Consider the following 19,230-nt stretch of genomic DNA (forward strand, 5'->3'; position numbering starts at 1 on the left):
CAACTTGCAACCTGCTCCCTACTCACTAAAAAAGGATTATTTGAGAGATTCTTGTTTTTAGAGCTGCGATCGCAAAACTGAGACAGTTAAAAAAAATAAGTCAGATTATTTGAAGAGGATGTTGGTAAACTTTAATTAGAGACTCAATCTGCTTAAAATCATGAAATTAGAAAAGCCCGCGATCGCGAAGTGCAAAACTGGCTAAAATTGGTAGCTTTTTCGATCCGTAAGCGTGACATCAAAGTCAATTAATGGGAGAAAAACCATGCAACAACTCACACATAAATTTGACGTCGAGCAATATCAACTGATGGGAAAGGCTGGTATTTTCCATCCTGAAGCCCGTCTTGAATTAATTGAAGGGGAGATTGTGATTATGACACCCATCGGATTGAGACATGCAGTCACAATTAACCGTCTAGCTCGTTTTTTTAACAATGCTGTCCAATCAGAAGGCGTTATTAGTATTCAAAACCCAATCCGTTTGCCAGATTATTCAGAGCCACAACCAGACATTACGATTTTGCTGCCTCGCGATGATTTTTATGCTGGTAAATTCCCTCAAGCCGAAGATACTTTGTTACTCATTGAGGTGGCTGATTCCAGCTTGAAATACGATCGAACTACCAAGCTTTCTCTCTATGCTGAATATAGTATTCCAGAGTACTGGATTGCCAACCTAGAGAGCGATATCCTAGAGATCTACCGCCAACCACAAAATAAGTCATATCTCCAACAGACATTAATTGACTCTTCTGTTATTTCCTTCTCGCCGATCGCTTTTCCTAAAATAACCATGACTCTAAAAGATATTTATGGACAAAGACACGAATCTTGATATATCAGAAGGGGATAGTTTATGAGCGTCACAATTCCAATCAGATCGATAGACTTACGACAAGGCAGCGCGATCGCAATCCACTCCCTTAGTTGGAATGACTGTGAGGATATCTTGAATGAGTTAGGTGAAGATCGCTCTACTCGGATTGCATACCACAACGGCACTTTAGAGATTATGTCCCCCTTAGCAAGACACGAACGTCCCCATCGCATCACAGGAGATATTGTTAAGGTGCTTTTGGACATGCGGAGCCAAGATTGGGAAGATTTTGGCTCAACTACCTTTTATCGAAAAGGAATAGCTGGCGTTGAACCCGACACTTGTTTCTATGTGGCTAATTCGGCTTTGGTGAGAGATTGTCAAGAGCGAGTTGATGTGGATATCTATCCACCGCCCGATCTGGCGATTGAGTCAGATGTCACTTCTAAAACATTGTTGTCCGCGTATGAGGCGATCGCCGTGCCTGAAATCTGGATTTATCGCGATCGCAGTTTGAAGATATTTGTCCTAGCAGATGGGCATTATCAGGAATCTGAGCAAAGCTTGCTATTTCCCGACTTGTCAATTAAGACGCTAATTCCGCAACTTGTAGATCGGGCAATCGCGATCGGAACAAGTGGGATGCTGAGAGAATTTCGTCAACATCTTACGAGCAGGTAAAATCATGACATTTACTGAGGTTAAAGAGCAAATTTTAGAAGTGTCAGATAGTAAGCAAAAGCTAACGTTAGCAGAGTTTTTACGTTTATCAGTGTTAGATGAAAGCTTTGAATTAGTAGACGGAAAGGCTACGGAATTATTGGATTTATTCTCAGCCTAGTTACCTAAGCTATAATTTGCTGATACCGAGCTAGATAAGTTCATAACCTATGCTAACCCAAGAAAAGTCAAGAGATCTTAAGAGCATTACTCAGTCAATAGATGCCCTAAATCTAACTGAGCAGTTGTGGCTTTTAGAACACATAGCACACCAAATTCGGATTAGAAACGAACTAACAGCAATGGCTCAAGATCCACAAATTCAAGCTGAACTTACTCAGATTCAGCAAGAGTTTGCCGCTACAGATTTTGATGGTCTTTATGTGCTTTCAAATAAGATCGCTTGATTCTTCACGCTTTCCAGATCGGCCATCAGGAATGTTGTCTCCAGTCAAAATGGAAGAAATAGAAACAACAGTTAAATATTGTTTGGGGTTATAAGGCTAGACGGCTAGACGGTAGATAAGATCTCTAAGAATCAGACAAAGACAAAATTGTCATTGGCAAGAAATTTGATGAGCCATTGACAGAAACTCAGGATTTTATTTCAGGAATTAAGCCGTTCCCTGTTCGTTGAACTCTTCGCTGAGATCTTCAGAACTAGGTTCGATGTCTGGTTCGGGCTTGCGCTCTGGTTCCCTTTCTTTTTCCCGTTCCTTTTCTCTTTCGCGTTCTTTTTCTCGATCGCGTTCGTCTTCATCTTCCTCAGTGCGCTCGATCAGAGAGACCATCACCCTTTGGCTGTCCTCTAAGACCTCTAGCAAAATATCATCGATTTCTAAGCGATCGCCAGCGATCGGTGGGCGTTGCATTTCTTCTAAAAATAGTCCAGCCAGCGTCGCAACTTCATCTCGCGGCAATTGCACGTTGAGTTCGTTATTCACCGTAGAAATACTGGCGCGAATTTTGAAAATACCTTGATGTTCGGCAATTCGATGAAATTCTTTTTCTTCTTCGGCATCGTATTCATCCCGAATTTCTCCCACAATTTCTTCTAGGACATCCTCTAAGGTGACTAGTCCCGCCGTACCGCCAAATTCATCCTTGACAATCACCATATGCAGCCGATCTTTCTGCATATCCCGCAAGATATCTGAAGCTGGTTGATCTTCAGAGACATAACGCACAGAACGCACTAACTCTCGCACAGTAGGAGGTTGCTCCATGATTTGCGGAATCGGACGAATTAAATCTTTTACACACAGGATACCAATGATATTGTCTAAGTCTTCTTCACAGACAGGTAAGCGGGTATGAGCATTCTCAGAGACGATTTGATAAGCTTCCTCTAGGGAAGTAGAGTCTTTGATGTATTGAATTTGCACCCTCGGAACCATGATTGCCCTAGCGGGAATATGGCTGAGTTCGACTGCCCCATAAATAATGCGTCGTTCCTGTTCGCCAACCGAACCGTCTGTGCGAGCGGCATCCACCATTGCCTTAATTTCTTCAATGCCCGTCACTTCATCACTCTCACCCGTTGGCGAACCAAATACAAACAAAATGAGGCTGGCGATCGCACTGGTGAGGCTGACGAGGGGCGAGATCGATCTACCCAAAAAATTAATCGGACGCACCAAGGTCATCGCAACCTCTTCGGCATGGTGCATGGCAAAACGTTTGGGTACGAGTTCGCCCAAAATCAAGCTAAGTAAAGCGATCGCCGTGGTGACGCTAATAAAAGCAATGGGATAGGCAAAACTAGTGCCAATTAAGGGCGTTAGGAGTGTCGCGAAGGGCTGGGAAAAATGTGTAGATGCGATCGCTGCCGTAAAAAAACTGGTAAAGGTGGCAGCAACTCGAATTGTAGAGAGAAATCTCGTGCTGTCCGTCGTAATTCTTTGGATCATGCGCGCGCGTCTGCTTCCACGCTCAACCAAAGCTCTAATCCGCACATCACTCACAGAAATTAGAGCGGTTTCTGCTGCCGCAAGCAAGGCACTAGCTACAATCAAACAAGAAATAACGATCAGCTCAGGGGCAATATCCATACAGTGCGTTAGCGGTTTACCTGATGACCAGCAATATCAACCAAGCGTGGGTACGCATCCCATAGGGAATCATGACTCCTCATTAACTTTAAAAATAACTACAATAAGATAGATTATGGCTGGCTAGATGGATGCTTTCACTAAAGCAGGTTTATTAAAAGTCTCTACATGAGATTCAGAAATATTTACTGTTTAGCCATCTAGTTTAGGATGAATTGACCTTAGATTCAATTACAAAATCTATTCACGCAGACTTGAGCCAAGAGGTGAACTGGAAAAAGTAATGGTTAAAAGCACCCCAAAAACCTCTAGAATTCGCCCGTAACATAGAAATTATTCATGGTTTAGGGTTGGTCGGGGATCTTGCCCACGCCTTAAGCGATGAACGCACTGCACTTTGATTGAAAAGAATCGCGATCGTTTAAAGTCCCCCTTTGGAAATTGTCGTTCTAGTCACTTTTTGTTACTAAAAACATGAATTTGAAGATTTTAAGGATTGCCGCTAGACTATCTAGCCAGAGATATCGGGTTAAACCCATCGCTATGCTTACCAAAATGCCAAGAAAGTTTCTACCTGTCGTGTTAGCCGTCTCGCTTTCCCTTGGTGCTTGCGGACAGGGCAGTGAGCCTCCTAGAGGAGATGGGGCTGCCAGCGTCAAAATCGAAAGTGTTGTCTCTGGAACGGTCACCGATAGCTCGGACTATGTGGCAAGTTTGCAGTCTCGCAAGTCAGTCACGCTACAACCAAGAGTTGACGGTCAGATTTTAGCAATTTATGTCAAGCCAGGCGATCGCGTCGAAGCAGGCACACCGCTTTTACAGATCGATCCCGCCAAGCAGCAAGCAACAGTCACCAGTTTTAATGCCTCGGTGTTATCGTCACAGGCAGATGTAGAGAATGCTAGAGCTACGCTAATTAACCTGCAAGCGGAACGTGCTTCTAAAGAATCCGAGCTAGCGTTTACCCAAAAAGAATTTCAGCGGTACACAGATCTAACCAAAGAAGGGGCAACCGCCCAGCAAAAATTGGACGACACTGCCAACAAACTCAGAACAGCTCAAGCTGATATCTTGGCGATCGATGCGCGGATTCGCGCTCAAACGGCAAGTATTTCTAGCGCTGAGACCAGAGTGGCAAAATCGGAAGCAGATATGGTACAGCAAGAAGTACAGCTTCAGTACTATACGATCGCTGCCCCCTTTGCTGGTGTGGTGGGCGATATTCCCGTCAAGGTGGGCGATTATGTCAGCAATGCCACCCAACTGACCCAAGTTACAGAAAATCGCGCCCTAGAAGTCCAGATCTCAGTCCCCGTGGAAAAAGCCCCTCAACTACGCATTGGCTTACCTGTGGAGTTACGGGATGGTCAAGACCAAAAAATCTCGGAAGGGACAGTTTCATTTATTTCCCCGAATATCAGCGCCCAAACCCAGTCGATCTTGGTAAAGGCAAATTTTGATAACAGCAAAAATACCCTCCGTGCGGATCAGTTTGTGCGGGCAAGGGTGATTTGGTCAACCAAGCCAGGGATCTTAGTCCCCACCAGTGCGATCGCGCGGGTAGGCGGTCAAGATTTTATCTTTGTGGCAGAGACCAAAACCCAAGAGGGCAAACCACCCCAGCTCGTGGCCAGCCAAAAAGCGGTGAAACTCGGTAAGATTGTAGGCAATAACCAAGAAGTTTTAGAAGGGTTAAAGCCCAACGCGCAAATTGTAGTCGCAGGAATTTTAACGCTGCGCGATGGCGTCCCGATCGTGCCTGCCCCACCTGAAACCCCTCAGCCGAAAAAATAGCCTAACCTTTATTTTTTTATCGTTAGTTATTCGATAGTTCCAGACAATCAAATAATTTTTCGATTAGACACCCAGCACATTTATCCAGCGCATCGATCTAGTTTATTCATCTGGATTTTTTCATCGAAGCCAAAACCCTACCTCCAAACTCTCCAGATCCAGATTTAATCCCTAAACTCCCTAGCTCCTCCCATCAAACATCTAAGCGCCCATGATCCTATCTATTGCTGACTTTTTTATCAGGCGACCTGTGTTTGCGACAGTTTGCTCGATCGTCGTCACCCTGATTGGTGCTGCCTGTATTTTTATCCTGCCGATCGCGCAATATCCTGAAATTGTGCCCCCGCAGGTGAATGTCGTTGCTAACTACACTGGGGCAGATGCCCAGACCGTAGAGGCGACGGTCACCTCCATCTTAGAGCGCGAGTTAAACGGCATCGAATCCGCCAAATACATTACCTCTAGCAGTTCTAACGACGGTACGAGCAACATCAGCGTCACCTTCGATTTGGGAAGAAATCAAGATCTTGCCGCCGTAGACGTACAAAATCGCGTGTTTCGGTGTTGTCGCAACTGCCTTCCGAAGTCCAACAGACTGGGATCAGGGTGAGAAAACAAAGTACGGGCTTTTTGCTGGCGATCGGGATTTATTCCGACAGGGATGAGAATGGCAAGCTCAAATATGACAACGTTTATCTCAGCAACTATACCGATCTCTACATTACGGACGTGATCAAACGTGCCAAAGGGGTGAGTAACGTCACGATCTTTGGCGAACGCAAATATGCCATGCGGTTGTGGCTCGACCCCAATCGCCTCGCGGCTCGCAAACTCACTGCCCAAGATGTAGCAACCGCTTTACAGCAACAAAACCTACAGGTGGGGGCGGGACAGATCGGACAACAACCCGCACCCAAGGATCAGGAATATCAGCTCTCGATCTCCGCCAAGGGTCGGCTTAAAGAAGCCAGTGAATTTGCCGATATTGTAGTCAAGACGGCCGATGATGGTTCGCTGATCAGGGTGCGAGACATTGGTCGGGTAGAGCTAGGGGCAGAAAACTACGGCACAGTACTAAGATTTAACGGAATTCAGGGTGTGGGTGTAGGGGTGAGCCAGTTGCCCGATGCCAATGCTTTGGATGTGGCTCATGCCGTCAAAAAAGAAATGGAGGCTCTAGAAGAAAGCTTTCCACCAGGACTGCATTACAAGGTTGCCTTTGACACCACTCGATTTGTAGAAGCTGGGGCAGAGGAAGTAATTTTCTCTCTGTTTTTGTCGATCGGTTTGGTGGTCGTGATTATCTTTTTGTTTTTGCAAAACTGGCAAGCCACACTGGTTCCCGCTTTGGCAATTCCTGTAGCTCTGATCGGTACGTTTATCTTTGTCAAACTGCTGAACTTTAACATCAATACCCTCACCCTGTTTGGCATGACCTTGGCGACAGGTTTGGTGGTAGACGATGCGATCGTGGTAGTTGAAGATATCAACAAGCGCATTCAAGAAGAGGGGATGAACCCGATTGAAGCCGCGATCGCCTCGATGGACGAATTGCTCAGTGCTGTAATCGCCAGTTCGTTGGTGCTAATCGCCGTATTTGTGCCCGTAGCCTTCTTTCCCGGAACGACGGGGCAGCTTTACAAGCAGTTTGCCTTGACGATCGCCTTCTCGATTACCGTTTCAACCTTTAATGCGATTACCTTTACGCCGATGCTCTCGGCGCAACTGTTACGACAGGGACAAGTCCCCAATAACTGGTTTTTTAATGGCATTAACTGGGCGATCGACAATACCAGAGCCAATTATAGCAAGGCGGTCGGAAAAGTAACCCACTTAAAAGGCGTTGTACTGGTTCTGTTTGCTGCTGGTTTATTCCTCACCTATGGGGTCTATAAAATTATTCCCACAGGCTTTTTGCCCGAAGAAGACCAAGGCTATTTCATTACGATCGTGCAGGCTCCCGATGGGGTTTCGCTCAACTACACCGAAAAAATCCTAGAGAAAGTCGAAGCGATCGTCAAAGAAGAATCCAACATCGAGGGAATCTTTGCGATCGGTGGATTTGGGTTTAGTGGGAATACGCCCAATGCTGGCATCGTGTTTACCACGCTCAAACCTTGGAGCGATCGCAAGAGCGCCGATCAGTCCGTCGCAGGGATTATCACGCGGCTCAGACCCAAGTTTGGCGGAATTAAGGAAGGCTTTGTAATTCCATTCCCACCGCCTGCGATTCAAGGGATTGGTAGTACAGGTGGCTTTCAGTATGAATTACAGGATAAAAACAACCAAGACTTTAGGGTATTGGAACAAGCCATGGGGCAGTTGCTAGGTCGAGCCAGTACCTATCCCGATCCGAAGTCACCGCCCAAGATTGTCGGGATTCGTCCCAGCTTTAATGGCAACACACCCCAACTGAGCGTGGAGGTCGATCGCGAAAAGGCGAATTCCCTCCAAATCTCACCGCAGGATATCTTTAGCACCCTGCAAGCCTTTTTGGGCTCAAGGTATGTGAATGACTTCAATGCCTTTGGTCGCAGCTATCGGGTTTACATCCAAGCCGACCAACAGTTCCGCTCTAACCCTGAGGATATTACGAAGCTATACGTGCGATCGCGCACGGGGCAAATGATTTCCATGGGAAATCTGGTTAAGGTCACACCGATCATTGCGCCTTCGATTATCAACCACTACAACCTCTTCCGTTCGATTGAAATCACAGGCAACCCCGCACCAGGAGTTAGCTCTGGCGAAGCGATCGACATTATGGAAAAGATCTCAAAGGAACTACCGCGCAGCTTTAGCCATGAATGGTCGGGACTTTCGCTCGAAGAGCGCAACTCGGGTTCCGCTGCCTTTGTGATTTTCGGCTTGGGGATTGTAATCGTGTTTCTGGTGATGGCAGCCCAATATGAGAACTATCTCGATCCGCTGATTATCATGCTCACCGTGCCCTTGGCAATTTTAGGCGCACTCTTGGCGACGAAACTGCGCGGCTTCTCCAATGATGTCTATACCCAAATCGGATTTGTGATGCTGATCGGTATGGCAAGTAAGAACGCCATTCTAATTGTGGAATTTGCCAACCAACTGCGCGAAAAAGGGCAAAGCATCACCAAGGCAGTAGTAGCAGCCAGTGCTGCCCGTTTGCGACCGATCTCGATGACGGCTTTGGCGACAATTATTGGGGCTTTTCCCCTCGCGATCGCTACAGGGGCAGGGGCGGCTTCGCGCCAGTCTCTGGGTACTGTGATCATCGGCGGCATGATTGTAGCGACAGTCTTGAGTCTGTTTGTCGTGCCCGTGCTATATATCACGATCAAAACCATTGAAGATCGTGTCAGACGGGGCTTGTACAAACCCAAACCCGCTCTGGCTGGGGTGGGTGCTGATGGCAATTCAGATATTAGTTCGGATGCTGGCTCGGATAGCAGTTCGAACGGAGAAGTGCATCCCGAATCCCATGCGAATGGCGATCGCCCTATTCATAGCGCCCCCGTAAGTCCAAGCCAAAAGGACACTTCCGAGCTTGACAACCACCATGGCGATTTGCATGGAACGCCCAAGCAAGAGGGAGAGGGGCAGGAACCTTCAGCCAAAGAATGAGCAATCCTAAGAGCAGCTCATTTAGAGCTGCTCTTAGGAGAAGCAGGTAAAATGGAAAATCCGCAAGGAATTCAAATCCCGAGCTGTTACAAATTCTCTGGCAAATTCTCTGGAAATTGGTAATAGACAGGCGAAACGTTTTATGATTGCAACTGGTTCATTGTTGGCTTGTGTTTCGTCTGCAAGTTGGTTAAGCTGACTGCTGGTTGCTAACCACTCATTGCATAATAATTATGGAAGAATCTTTTATTCGACAGCTCGTTTGGTTAGATTTTCGCCTTGCGCTCCTTTTTGTCGTTTTTGTGCCCCTTGTCCTTTTAATCTGGGCATTTAAAGCCAAATCTGAGGCAATCAAGCGATCTCTGATTATCTACTGGCGCGTAGCAAGCTTATTGGCAATTACGGTTTACATGATGATTGGCAGTTTGCCGATTAGTTTTCTCGCGGGCTTGGCAGCACGTATCTTAATTCCAATATCCCTATGGTTTTGGGAAGATCTCAACGAAGATATTACGACCACACGAAGTCGCTTAAAACCACTCTATAAAGCTTGGCGTTGGGCAGTTACAACCTACTGCGCGATCGGTGCTGGTATCAGTCTGGTGTTCTCTAACTGTGCCTTTTCGCATTTTGAGAATCAAAGTAGCATCTGCAAGATTTGGTATGAGCCACCTCTAGGGTACAAAGCGATCGTTCATGGTGGGGTTTCTGCTGAAAACTTAGCCTTTTTTGGCATTGTTGGTTTAATTGTCTATGGTCTTTACCTTGCCGTCTTTTTGGTATTTAGCCTACCCAAACAGGGTCGTATTGCCTTTCGAGAATAGAAAGGAGCGAGAATATCAAGAATATTGGTGTAAGCAGCCACCTCAAAAATTTAATATCATTGAGAATCGTAACGCCACGTCAAGATTTACAGCTTTGATTTATTGGAGCATCAAAGCATTTACAGAAGTCACCAGGTGGTGACTGTGAATCGATTTGGAAACCTTTGATCAATCTTAAGGTCTGCGATCGCACCGAGATTAATGTATCCAAAGTTACAAAACACCAAGAATATGATCCCTACTATAGTTTTCTTGGTAGATTAAAACCCCCACTAAAAAGTCTTTAAGGATATAGCATGGCTAAGACTCCCCAAGATGTCTTGAGAATGATCGAAGAACAAGACATCAAGATCATTGACCTCAAGTTTATTGATATGCCAGGTATCTGGCAACACTGCTCTTTTCATCGCAGTTTGATCGATGAGAGCTCTTTCACAGAAGGCGTTGCTTTTGATGGCTCTAGCATTCGCGGTTGGAAAGCAATCAACGCATCCGATATGGCAATGGTTCCCGATCCAGAGACAGCTTGGATCGATCCATTTATGGAAGTGCCAACGCTCAGCATGATTTGTAGCATTATTGAGCCTCGTACCAACGAGCCTTACGATCGCTGCCCTCGCGTAATTGCCAAAAAAGCGGTGGACTTCCTTGGTAGCACTGGACTAGGCGATACGGCTTTCTTTGGGCCAGAACCTGAGTTCTTTATGTTTGATAGTGTCGAATACGATCAAACCATGAACTCCAGCTATTACAAGGTTGACTCATCCGAAGGGCTTTGGAATACTGGACGTTCTGAAGCAGGTGGCAATTTAGGCTACAAAATTCGTAACAAGCAAGGCTATTTTCCCGTCCCACCTCTTGACTCTTTCCAAGATATCCGTACCGAAATGCTGCTGACCATGGCAGACTGCGGCGTACCAATTGAAAAGCACCACCACGAAGTTGCAACAGGCGGTCAAGCTGAGCTAGGCATCAAGTTTGGCGAACTGATCCAAGCTGCAGACTATGTGATGACCTACAAGTATGTGGTCAAGAATGTCGCCAGACGCTATGGCAAGACCGTTACCTTCATGCCTAAGCCTATTTTTGGTGACAACGGTACGGGTATGCACACGCACCAATCGATTTGGAAGGGTGGTCAGCCCATGTTTGCGGGCGACAAGTATGCTGGCTTGAGCCAAATGGCATTGCACTACATTGGTGGCTTGCTCAAACATGCACCTGCTCTACTCGCAATCACCAACCCCACAACCAACTCTTACAAACGTCTCGTACCAGGGTTTGAAGCTCCTGTAAACCTTGCCTATTCTCAAGGGAATCGTTCTGCTTCTATCCGTATTCCCTTGTCTGGTACAAATCCTAAAGCTAAGCGTTTAGAGTTCCGTTGCCCTGACCCCACTTGTAACCCCTATCTAGCCTTTGCAGCAATGTTGATGGCTGGCATTGATGGGATCAAGAATCAAATCGATCCTGGCGAACCTCTTGATGTGGACATCTACGAACTATCTCCTGAAGAATTAGCGAAAGTTCCTTCTGCGCCTGGTTCTTTGATGGAGTCCCTAGAAAATCTCAAGAACGACCATGCTTTCTTGTTGGCTGGCGGTGTATTCACCGAAGACTTCATCAATACTTGGATTACCTACAAGTTGAACAATGAAGCGATTCCTATGAACATTCGTCCTCACCCTTACGAATTTAGCCTGTACTACGATTGCTAAAGTCGTAGGTTTTATTTGTATTTTATCTAGCCGTCTTTTCAAGGCGGCTTTTGTTTATTGAAATTATGTTATTCTCAAGAAGCTATCGTTATTGATAATGCCCTATGTCTCCCGATCAGACTGCTTACTCTCCAGAAGCACTAAAGGCGGAACTCAACGCTAAAGGGTGGCGTATGACTCCGCAACGAGAAGTGATTTTGAGCACTTTTCAAAATTTGCCAGAGGGCGAGCATTTAAGTGCTGAAGATCTTTTTTATCGTCTGCAAAACCAGGGAGAAAATATCAGCCTATCAACCATCTATAGAACCGTGAAGCTGATGGCACGCATGGGAATTTTGCGGGAGCTTGAGCTAACAGAAGACCACAAGCACTACGAGATCAATCAGCCGCGTCCTCATCACCATCACCATTTAGTCTGTGTCAAAACCAATCGTGTCATAGAGTTCAAAAACGATCAGATCTTAACCATCAGTCAGAAAGTTGCGGACAAGTATGGTTTTAAGGTTTTAGATTGCCAGCTCACAATTATTGGCGTAAGTCCAGAAGGACAGCGATCGATTTTTTAAAAAGATTTGTAATGTTTGCCCACTGATGCTGCCGAACATCACGATCGCTATCTCTACAATCCGCAAGTATGACCGAGTTGATTTTTGCCGATACTTTCTATTGGGCGGCATGACTCAGCCCTCGTGATGACGAGTGAGAACGCCTAGAGGAGTTGGATCGCAGGACAATGAAGTTCAATAGGGAGTTCCATCCTTATGTAAGAATTGCCATTTGCCGCCATTATCCAATATGGCCTGTAAATCATCGTCGGGGTAGGTTCCAGCATCGCCAGTCGTGCGATCGCCTACTTCAAGATAAAGAACGTCTTCATTTGTTCGGTTTACGAGTTGATGTCCGTTGCCAGTGCCAGCCTTGAAACCAGCACACATTCCCGCAGAAAGTTGTGTCTCACCTTCGTCCGTTATCAGGATTGGGTTCCCCGCCAAGATGTACACAAATTCATCTTGCTTGGAGTGGGCATGGCGGAGGGCAGAACATGCACCTGGAATCAGGCGCGTCAGATTTACACCGAAGTTCGACAAACCAAAGATGTCCCCAAGTTGACGTTTTTCTCTGCCAGCCATGCGCGATGCGAAGGGCTCTGGATAGTTAGAGGGCTTGGTTCGCGGTGCAGCATCCAAGGCAACGATCGCAATGGGGAAGTCTAGATTGGGCATAGTAACTCTAGGTTCTGGCATATCCAGATAATTTTAAGTTGAAACATGCCGCGATCGCTGAAACGCTGTCTGTGCTCCTTAAAATCCCCCCAGTCATCTTAAAGGCAACAGAACTATCGTGCGTTTCAAGTGCGATCGCTCGATCTAAACCCATCTTCAGAATCTATTCCACGACTCCCAAGAGAGCTTGTGATTTCGCTTGAAGTAGACGAGGAATGTTGAAACCAGTGGAATAAACGTGAGAACGTTCTTGGGCAACCACAGAGTAAGCACTGCGTACTTCTGAAGCTACAGCTACCGTTTTCATGTCATAGGTTTGCGTTGCTAACTTAGGATATAAACCGATACCAATAATTGGTAGCAACAGGCAAGCTGTGATAAACACTTCACGAGGGCTGACATCCTTGACATAAGCTCCCAAAGAACTGCCTAAAGGAATCGCAGCATTACTATTACCAAAGAAGACTTGACGTAGCATCGACAGTAAATAAATCGGTGTGAGAATCAATCCCACCGCTGTCAGGCCGATCGTCACAACCTTAAAGCTAGAAGAGTAAGCATCGCTGGTCGCAATTCCCAAGAATACTTGTAACTCGCTCACAAATCCGCTCATACCAGGCAAAGCCAATGAAGCCATTGCGCCAATGGTAAATAGGGCAAAAGCCTTAGGCATGACTTTCGCGATGCCGCCCATCTCGTCCATCATCAGGGTGTGGGTGCGATCGTAGGTGACACCTGCTAAGAAGAACAAACAAGCTGCGATGAAACCGTGGGACAACATTTGTAGAACCGCGCCGCTGATCCCCACATCGGTAAAAGAGGCAAGACCCAGTAAAACAAAGCCCATGTGGGAGATCGAAGAGTACGCTAAGCGTCGCTTCATATTGGTTTGGGCAAAGGCGGAAAAAGCCCCGTAGACAATATTTACAACTCCAAGCACCGCTAAAACTGGAGCAAAGTAAACATGAGCGTTAGGCAACATCTCAATATTCATGCGAATCAGCGCATATCCCCCCATCTTGAGCAAAACGCCTGCCAAAATCATCGATACAGGTGCAGAAGCTTCGCCGTGAGCATCAGGTAGCCAAGTATGAAGCGGGAAAATTGGCAGTTTGACTCCGAACGCAATCAGAAAACCAGCATAGGCAAACAATTCAAATACGAGGGGGTAATGCTTCATCCCCAACTCTGCCATATCGAACGTAACGCGATCGCCGTAAAAAGCCATCCCCAAGCCCGCGATCAAAATGAAAATCGAACCTGCTGCCGTGTAAAGAATAAACTTGGTTGCTGCGTATAAACGCTTTGCGCCCCCCCAAATCGAAATCAGCAAGTAAACGGGAACGAGTTCGAGTTCCCACATGAAGAAGAACAAGAGCATGTCCTGCGCTACAAACACGCCGATCTGAGCGCTGTACATTGCTAGCATCAACGCATAAAACAATCGAGGCTTTTGGGTGACGTTCCAAGCTGCCAAGGTGGAAAGCGTTGTGACTAAACCTGTGAGTAAAACCAACGGCATCGATAAGCCGTCTACCGCGAGAGACCAGTTCAAACCGATCTGAGGAATCCAAGCATAGGACTCGGTTAGCTGAAATGAAGAAGTCTGTAAATCATAGTTGTTCCAGAAAGCGTAGACCATTAATACCAAATCTACTAAACCTACGCCCAGTGCGTACCAACGAACGGTCTTGCCATCTTTGTCTGGAATTACGGGTATGGCTAGAGAAGCCACAAGTGGCAGCAGTACGATCGTGGTGAGCCAGGGAAATTGTGAAGTAATCATGAGTGAGAATAAATACTTACTTGCCTTGTATGTATCTTATTAAATATTTGTAAATTTTACTTAACTCTTTAGAGATAAAAGTTTACAAATCAACAAATGATGACTATCGATTCAAATCTATATCTGGCAAGGATTTCAATGATTATTATTGTGTTTGATTGATAATTTATCATCGATTGAATCTTAATCATTGATTACACTCGATGATAGAAAATCAGTCATTAGAAATTACGTTTCTTAAATATGAATTTGGTTAGTGTTTTTATTTTTTCGCCACGGGCACAAGGACAAATCTCAGCCTTAATAACGTGAATTCGGAATAAGGAATTTGAGACGAAATATAGGGCATACAAACGTTCTGGGCGAGCACACACCATCCATCACCCCTACACCAATTGTAGGGGCTGCGCCCCTGTGCCTGCCCCGATTTATTGGATGAATAGGATTTATTTGTGAGAATTTAGCATTTATAGATTCAATAGCCTTAGATAAAAGGTTTTGGATTTTCTTATCCCGAACTGGGGTTTAATACGTTAGTTTTGCTCTGCCATAGTTTTTGTTGTTCGGCGCGGCGGGATGCATTCCTACTTTGGGAATTACTCTAGCAGCCTGTCTAGATTCTGTAAGACTGCTAGGAAGTTAGGAGATTAAGGTGGATTTAAGAGGTTCGAGCCGCGATCGCATCGCCAAGAATTTTAAATAAATTGCTCTTGGTTTGGGCGTGAGCTTCCTGTTCCCGTTGGAGAGCTTCTAGGGTGTCTTGATAGAGAAGCTTCCATCGTTCGCTTTCACTCTTATACTTTCGCAACTGATTTACAAGGTCTTGAGCAGAAATTGTTTTCGTAACCATAAAACATCCTCACAGATTTATAGATCGCTAGCCATCGATCCCGACCCCAAATTATTGATTTGGGATCGTTGGAAACAAATCATAATGCCTTTAGCCAATTTCGGATCAATTCATTGACGCGATCGGGAATTTCGTCATGGGGACAATGTCCCGCCGCTACATAATGCTCTGCGAGTGTAGGATAATGCTCTTTAAACTTGGCTCCCCGCACCCTTGTATTCATCCAAGGATCGCCTTCTCCCCAAATATTGAGTAAAGGGCAGGACATTACCGACAACAGCTCATCGACTTTTTTACCCTGTGGCGTACTAAAAACCGAGGCAAATACTTGCGCTGCACCGCGATCGCAGGAAGGACGATAGATCTCTTCGACCAATTGGTCAGTTACAGCAGATGTATCGACATAGACCTTGAGTAGGGTCTGACGAATGCGCGATCGCCGTCTGACTAACTGAAACAACAAATTATTTGCCCAAGGCTGCTTGAGAACCGATTGGGCGACTTTACCTACGGCTTTTTGCAAGGGATTAATCTTTTTCGCGCCCAGTGGATTGGTATCGGTAAAAGGCCCCGCACTATTGAGCAAGATGATGCCTGCCACGGACTGCGGATAATCGGCTGCCACGCATAAAGCAGCGTAGCCCCCCAAAGAGTTCCCAGCAATGACCGTAGGGCGACCAATTTGTTGCTCGATAAACTCATGCAACTGATCGCGCCAGAGATCGCCGCTATATTGCCAGTTAGGTTTTTGCGATCGGCCAAAGCCCAACATATCGATCGCCCACACTTCAAAATCGCGGCTGAGTTCGGCAATATTTTTACGCCAGTGATCGGTTGATGCGCCAAACCCATGCACGAGCAACAAAGGCGGCTTTTGCGAGTTTTGTCCTGCTTGGGTGTAATAGATGTTTTGGTCGCGCCAAAGCCAATAGTCTCCAGCGATCGGCATAGTAGAGATTGCAGTCATGAAGTCGCTCAAATGGGTTTTCTTTACATATCTTAACTACTATCCTAACTTACAGAATATCAACCAGAATATCGACTAAATCAAACTAGACTAGTACAAAGCTCCACAACTAAAAATTCTATAGACTTAGACTTAATGACTGCGCCGTTACTCACTACTACTCAGGTCAATCGCGCTGCCCTCACACCGATGATGCAGCATTACATTGAAACCAAAGATCAGTATCCCCACGCCTTAGTGCTCTATCGGCTAGGTGACTTTTACGAAGCTTTTTTTGAAGATGCCCAACTCATTTCTCGCGAATTAGAACTCGTCCTCACAGGTAGAGAAGGGGGAAAGGAAATCGGGCGCATTCCCATGGCTGGCATTCCCCATCATGCCCTCGATCGCTATGCCGCTCAATTAGTCGAGAAAGGATTTTCGATTGCGATCTGCGATCAAATGGAATCTGCCGCTGTGGCGCAGGGATTGGTGCGGCGGGAAGTGACAAGGGTGATCACGCCCGGGACTGTGATTGAAGAGGGGATGCTGCCCGCGAAGCGCAATAATTTTTTGGTGGCAGTGGTGAATGCCGCAGAAAATTGGGGGCTTGCCTATGCCGATATTTCCACGGGCGAATTCCAGACGACCCAGTTACGCAGTACGGAACAGTTGGTGCAGGAACTCCTGCGCCTGCAACCCGCAGAGGTGCTCTTACCGATGGATAGTCCTAATTTGCAAGGATTAAAAGAGTTCTTTAAAGCCAAAAATCAGCCCGAGCATCATCCTACCCAAGATGCGATCGCCGAAAAACGCGAACCCATAGAACTCCCCCCCGCCTACACAAAACTCCCCGACTCCCTTTGTTACACGCAGCGATCGCAAACACCTTTTTCCCTCACAGAAGCCAAACAGCGATTACTGGAAACCTTTCGCGTGCGATCGCTGGAGGGATTTGGCTGTAATGCCCTACCCTTGGCGATTCGCGCTTCGGGTGGACTGCTGGAATATCTATCCGCGACCCAAAAAAATCTCCAGACCCCGTTACAGAATCTTTCTACCTATACGGTGAGCGACTATCTCTTGCTCGATCACCAAACCCGCAGGAATCTAGAAATTACTCAAACGGTTCGAGATAGCACCCTCTATGGCTCTCTGCTCTGGGCATTGGATAAAACCACCACGGCAATGGGGAGCCGCGCCCTACGCCGCTGGTTGTTGCAGCCTTTAAAGGATATTCAAGCCATTGGCGATCGCGCCGATACGGTCGCAGAACTCTCTAGAAATCACAGCCTGCGTAAGAGCCTACGCCACGTTCTCAACCAGATTTATGACATCGAACGGCTATGCAGTCGCGTTGGGGCTGGTACTGCCAATGCCAGAGATTTAATTGCTCTAGCCCAGTCCCTCGGAAAACTCAGAGATGTTTCTGAGGTAGTCCTCGATGCTTGCTCTCCCTATCTGATTGGCTTGCAACAGGTACCGTTGGATTTGGAACAACTCGGCGATCGCTTGGTGAAAACTCTGGTGGAACAGCCTCCGATTTACCTCACGGAAGGAGATCTGATTCGAGCAGGTGTAGATTCGCAACTGGATGAATTGCGCCAACAGGCGAAGGCGGATCTCGATTGGCTGGCAAATTTAGAGAAACTAGAAAGAGAACGCACGGGCATCAGTACGCTCAAACTCGGCTATAACAAGGCATTTGGCTACTACATCAGCATCTCAAAGGGCAAAAGCGATCAAGCTCCCAAGGACTACAAACGCAAGCAAACTCTCACGAATGAGGAACGCTATGTCACGCCAGAGTTAGAAGAAAGAGAAGCTCGAATCGCAAAAGCCAAGGAAGCATTGAATCTTTTAGAGTACGAACTGTTTATCGAATTGCGAACGGAAGTTGCCAAACATATCGAACCGATGCGCGCGATCGCTCAGGCTTTAGCGGCAGCCGATGCGCTCTGTAGTTTTGCTGAGGTGGCAGTTACCTACAATTACTGTCGCCCCGTTCTAGCTGAGAATCGTTCGGTTCAAATCAAAAATGGTCGCCATCCCGTTGTAGAGCAGTCCTTACCCGCAGGATTCTTTGTGCCAAATTCCGTGAATTTGGGTTATCCATTATCCGCAAACCCTGAAGAATTGGAAGAATCCCTCACAGATAGCAAACACCCCGATCTGATCGTGCTGACGGGGCCGAATATGAGTGGAAAAAGTATCTTTTTGCGACAAGTGGGCTTGATTCAACTGATGGCTCAGGTGGGAAGTTTTGTACCTGCGGATGTGGCGAATTTGGGCTTATGCGATCGCATCTTTACCCGAGTGGGTGCAGTAGATGACTTGGCAACAGGGCAATCAACCTTCATGGTAGAGATGAATGAAACGGCAAACATTCTCAATCATGCCAAGGAAACTTCTCTGGTGTTGCTAGATGAGATTGGTCGAGGAACTTCTACATTTGATGGCATGGCGATCGCTTGGTCAGTGGCGGAATACCTCGCCACAGCGCTAAAGGCACGCGCCATCTTTGCGACGCACTACCACGAGTTAAATGAGTTGGCGAGTTTGCTCCCCAATGTGGCGAATTTCCAAGTTACAGTAAAGGAATTGGAAGACGAAATCATCTTTTTGCATCAAGTTCAACCCGGTGGAGCCGATCGCTCCTATGGTATCGAGGTGGGTCGATTGGCGGGCTTGCCACCTGCGGTGATCGGTCGAGCCAAACAACTCCTTGCCTACATCGATCGCAACAGCCGCATTGCCACGGGTTTGAGAAATGCTGGTAATCCTTCACCTGAGAAAGCTTCGGCTAAGAGCAAAACCAAACAAAATAAGGCGCAACTGAGTATCTTCGACCGCGATGTTTAGGGGTAGCGATGTAATAAGTATTTTAGATGGCTT

15 protein-coding genes and 2 pseudogenes are annotated in these 19,230 nt (G+C 46.5%); 11 read left to right on the top strand and 6 right to left on the bottom strand.

Annotation, left to right across the window (positions count from 1 at the left end):
- Positions 1 to 265 precede the first annotated feature (265 nt).
- The 5 genes and pseudogenes from ACP2WE_RS09785 to ACP2WE_RS09805 form a co-directional block, all read left to right on the top strand.
- A complete protein-coding gene (locus ACP2WE_RS09785) occupies positions 266 to 838 on the top strand; it encodes a Uma2 family endonuclease (RefSeq protein ID WP_425215371.1) in 573 nt (190 codons plus the stop codon).
- Positions 839 to 859: 21 nt separating this feature from the next.
- Positions 860 to 1,501 (top strand): Uma2 family endonuclease, encoded by a 642-nt coding sequence (locus ACP2WE_RS09790; protein WP_425215372.1) that lies wholly within the window; start codon positions 860 to 862, stop codon positions 1,499 to 1,501.
- Positions 1,502 to 1,505: 4 nt separating this feature from the next.
- The gene (locus tag ACP2WE_RS09795) at positions 1,506 to 1,661 is read left to right on the top strand and encodes a hypothetical protein (RefSeq protein ID WP_425215373.1); all 156 of its coding nucleotides are present in this window, start codon (positions 1,506 to 1,508) and stop codon (positions 1,659 to 1,661) included.
- Positions 1,662 to 1,710: 49 nt separating this feature from the next.
- Positions 1,711 to 1,947: a hypothetical protein gene (locus ACP2WE_RS09800; RefSeq protein WP_425215374.1), complete on the top strand. Its 237-nt coding sequence runs from the start codon at positions 1,711 to 1,713 to the stop codon at positions 1,945 to 1,947.
- Positions 1,901 to 2,041: pseudogene (locus ACP2WE_RS09805) on the top strand (type II toxin-antitoxin system PemK/MazF family toxin); the annotation flags it as partial. The gene ACP2WE_RS09800 and the pseudogene ACP2WE_RS09805, both read left to right, overlap by 47 nt.
- Positions 2,042 to 2,154: 113 nt before the next feature.
- Here ACP2WE_RS09805 and ACP2WE_RS09810 read toward each other — a convergent pair.
- Positions 2,155 to 3,591, bottom strand: a complete 1,437-nt coding sequence (locus tag ACP2WE_RS09810) for a hemolysin family protein (RefSeq protein WP_425215375.1) — start codon at positions 3,589 to 3,591, stop codon at positions 2,155 to 2,157.
- 474 nt (positions 3,592 to 4,065) lie between these two features.
- Between ACP2WE_RS09810 and ACP2WE_RS09815 the strand changes: the two genes are divergently transcribed.
- From ACP2WE_RS09815 to ACP2WE_RS09835, 5 genes and pseudogenes are all read left to right on the top strand, one after another.
- Positions 4,066 to 5,385, top strand: coding sequence for an efflux RND transporter periplasmic adaptor subunit (locus ACP2WE_RS09815; protein WP_425215376.1), 1,320 nt, complete (start codon positions 4,066 to 4,068; stop codon positions 5,383 to 5,385).
- 211 nt (positions 5,386 to 5,596) lie between these two features.
- Positions 5,597 to 8,733 (top strand): annotated as a pseudogene (locus ACP2WE_RS09820) (efflux RND transporter permease subunit); the annotation flags it as partial.
- A 488-nt stretch (positions 8,734 to 9,221) separates the two neighbouring features.
- Positions 9,222 to 9,812: a DUF3177 family protein gene (locus ACP2WE_RS09825; RefSeq protein ID WP_425215377.1), complete on the top strand. Its 591-nt coding sequence runs from the start codon at positions 9,222 to 9,224 to the stop codon at positions 9,810 to 9,812.
- Positions 9,813 to 10,108: 296 nt separating this feature from the next.
- Positions 10,109 to 11,530 carry a type I glutamate--ammonia ligase gene (gene glnA / locus ACP2WE_RS09830; protein ID WP_425215378.1) on the top strand — a complete coding sequence of 474 codons (1,422 nt, stop codon included), beginning with the start codon at positions 10,109 to 10,111 and terminating at the stop codon, positions 11,528 to 11,530.
- 104 nt (positions 11,531 to 11,634) lie between these two features.
- Complete coding sequence (locus ACP2WE_RS09835) at positions 11,635 to 12,096, top strand: ferric uptake regulation protein (RefSeq protein WP_425215379.1); 462 nt, start codon at positions 11,635 to 11,637, stop codon at positions 12,094 to 12,096.
- A gap of 174 nt (positions 12,097 to 12,270) precedes the next feature.
- On the opposite strand, the gene ACP2WE_RS09840 is transcribed toward ACP2WE_RS09835, so the two are convergent.
- The 5 genes from ACP2WE_RS09840 to ACP2WE_RS09860 all read right to left on the bottom strand — a co-directional run bounded on the left by ACP2WE_RS09840 (position 12,271) and on the right by ACP2WE_RS09860 (position 16,356).
- Positions 12,271 to 12,753 (bottom strand): cupin domain-containing protein, encoded by a 483-nt coding sequence (locus ACP2WE_RS09840; RefSeq protein WP_425215380.1) that lies wholly within the window; start codon positions 12,751 to 12,753, stop codon positions 12,271 to 12,273.
- Between the two features lie 7 nt (positions 12,754 to 12,760).
- Entirely contained in the window at positions 12,761 to 12,907 is a 147-nt protein-coding gene (locus tag ACP2WE_RS09845; RefSeq protein ID WP_425215381.1) for a hypothetical protein, read from the bottom strand.
- Between the two features lie 9 nt (positions 12,908 to 12,916).
- On the bottom strand, positions 12,917 to 14,539 hold the full coding sequence (locus ACP2WE_RS09850; RefSeq protein WP_425215382.1) for an NAD(P)H-quinone oxidoreductase subunit 4: 1,623 nt from the start codon (positions 14,537 to 14,539) through the stop codon (positions 12,917 to 12,919).
- Between the two features lie 658 nt (positions 14,540 to 15,197).
- The gene (locus ACP2WE_RS09855; protein ID WP_425215383.1) at positions 15,198 to 15,389 is read right to left on the bottom strand and encodes a hypothetical protein; all 192 of its coding nucleotides are present in this window, start codon (positions 15,387 to 15,389) and stop codon (positions 15,198 to 15,200) included.
- 79 nt (positions 15,390 to 15,468) lie between these two features.
- A complete protein-coding gene (locus ACP2WE_RS09860) occupies positions 15,469 to 16,356 on the bottom strand; it encodes an alpha/beta fold hydrolase (RefSeq protein WP_425215384.1) in 888 nt (295 codons plus the stop codon).
- Positions 16,357 to 16,491: 135 nt separating this feature from the next.
- Between ACP2WE_RS09860 and mutS the strand changes: the two genes are divergently transcribed.
- A complete protein-coding gene (gene mutS / locus ACP2WE_RS09865; RefSeq protein WP_425215385.1) occupies positions 16,492 to 19,197 on the top strand; it encodes a DNA mismatch repair protein MutS in 2,706 nt (901 codons plus the stop codon).
- The last annotated feature ends 33 nt before the right edge of the window (positions 19,198 to 19,230 follow it).

The organism is Tumidithrix helvetica PCC 7403 (assembly GCF_965232925.1).
In the GTDB taxonomy this organism is placed as follows: domain Bacteria; phylum Cyanobacteriota; class Cyanobacteriia; order Pseudanabaenales; family Pseudanabaenaceae; genus Tumidithrix; species Tumidithrix helvetica.

What these genes read in the sequence shown, in the direction of transcription:
- ACP2WE_RS09785 (WP_425215371.1), top strand. Translation starts at nt 266, where the DNA reads ATGCAACAACTCACACATAAATTTGACGTCGAGCAATATCAACTGATG.
- ACP2WE_RS09790 (WP_425215372.1), top strand. Translation starts at nt 860, where the DNA reads ATGAGCGTCACAATTCCAATCAGATCGATAGACTTACGACAAGGCAGC.
- ACP2WE_RS09795 (WP_425215373.1), top strand. Translation starts at nt 1,506, where the DNA reads ATGACATTTACTGAGGTTAAAGAGCAAATTTTAGAAGTGTCAGATAGT.
- ACP2WE_RS09800 (WP_425215374.1), top strand. Translation starts at nt 1,711, where the DNA reads ATGCTAACCCAAGAAAAGTCAAGAGATCTTAAGAGCATTACTCAGTCA.
- ACP2WE_RS09810 (WP_425215375.1), bottom strand. Translation starts at nt 3,591, where the DNA reads ATGGATATTGCCCCTGAGCTGATCGTTATTTCTTGTTTGATTGTAGCT.
- ACP2WE_RS09815 (WP_425215376.1), top strand. Translation starts at nt 4,066, where the DNA reads ATGAATTTGAAGATTTTAAGGATTGCCGCTAGACTATCTAGCCAGAGA.
- ACP2WE_RS09825 (WP_425215377.1), top strand. Translation starts at nt 9,222, where the DNA reads ATGGAAGAATCTTTTATTCGACAGCTCGTTTGGTTAGATTTTCGCCTT.
- glnA (WP_425215378.1), top strand. Translation starts at nt 10,109, where the DNA reads ATGGCTAAGACTCCCCAAGATGTCTTGAGAATGATCGAAGAACAAGAC.
- ACP2WE_RS09835 (WP_425215379.1), top strand. Translation starts at nt 11,635, where the DNA reads ATGTCTCCCGATCAGACTGCTTACTCTCCAGAAGCACTAAAGGCGGAA.
- ACP2WE_RS09840 (WP_425215380.1), bottom strand. Translation starts at nt 12,753, where the DNA reads ATGCCCAATCTAGACTTCCCCATTGCGATCGTTGCCTTGGATGCTGCA.
- ACP2WE_RS09845 (WP_425215381.1), bottom strand. Translation starts at nt 12,907, where the DNA reads ATGGGTTTAGATCGAGCGATCGCACTTGAAACGCACGATAGTTCTGTT.
- ACP2WE_RS09850 (WP_425215382.1), bottom strand. Translation starts at nt 14,539, where the DNA reads ATGATTACTTCACAATTTCCCTGGCTCACCACGATCGTACTGCTGCCA.
- ACP2WE_RS09855 (WP_425215383.1), bottom strand. Translation starts at nt 15,389, where the DNA reads ATGGTTACGAAAACAATTTCTGCTCAAGACCTTGTAAATCAGTTGCGA.
- ACP2WE_RS09860 (WP_425215384.1), bottom strand. Translation starts at nt 16,356, where the DNA reads ATGACTGCAATCTCTACTATGCCGATCGCTGGAGACTATTGGCTTTGG.
- mutS (WP_425215385.1), top strand. Translation starts at nt 16,492, where the DNA reads ATGACTGCGCCGTTACTCACTACTACTCAGGTCAATCGCGCTGCCCTC.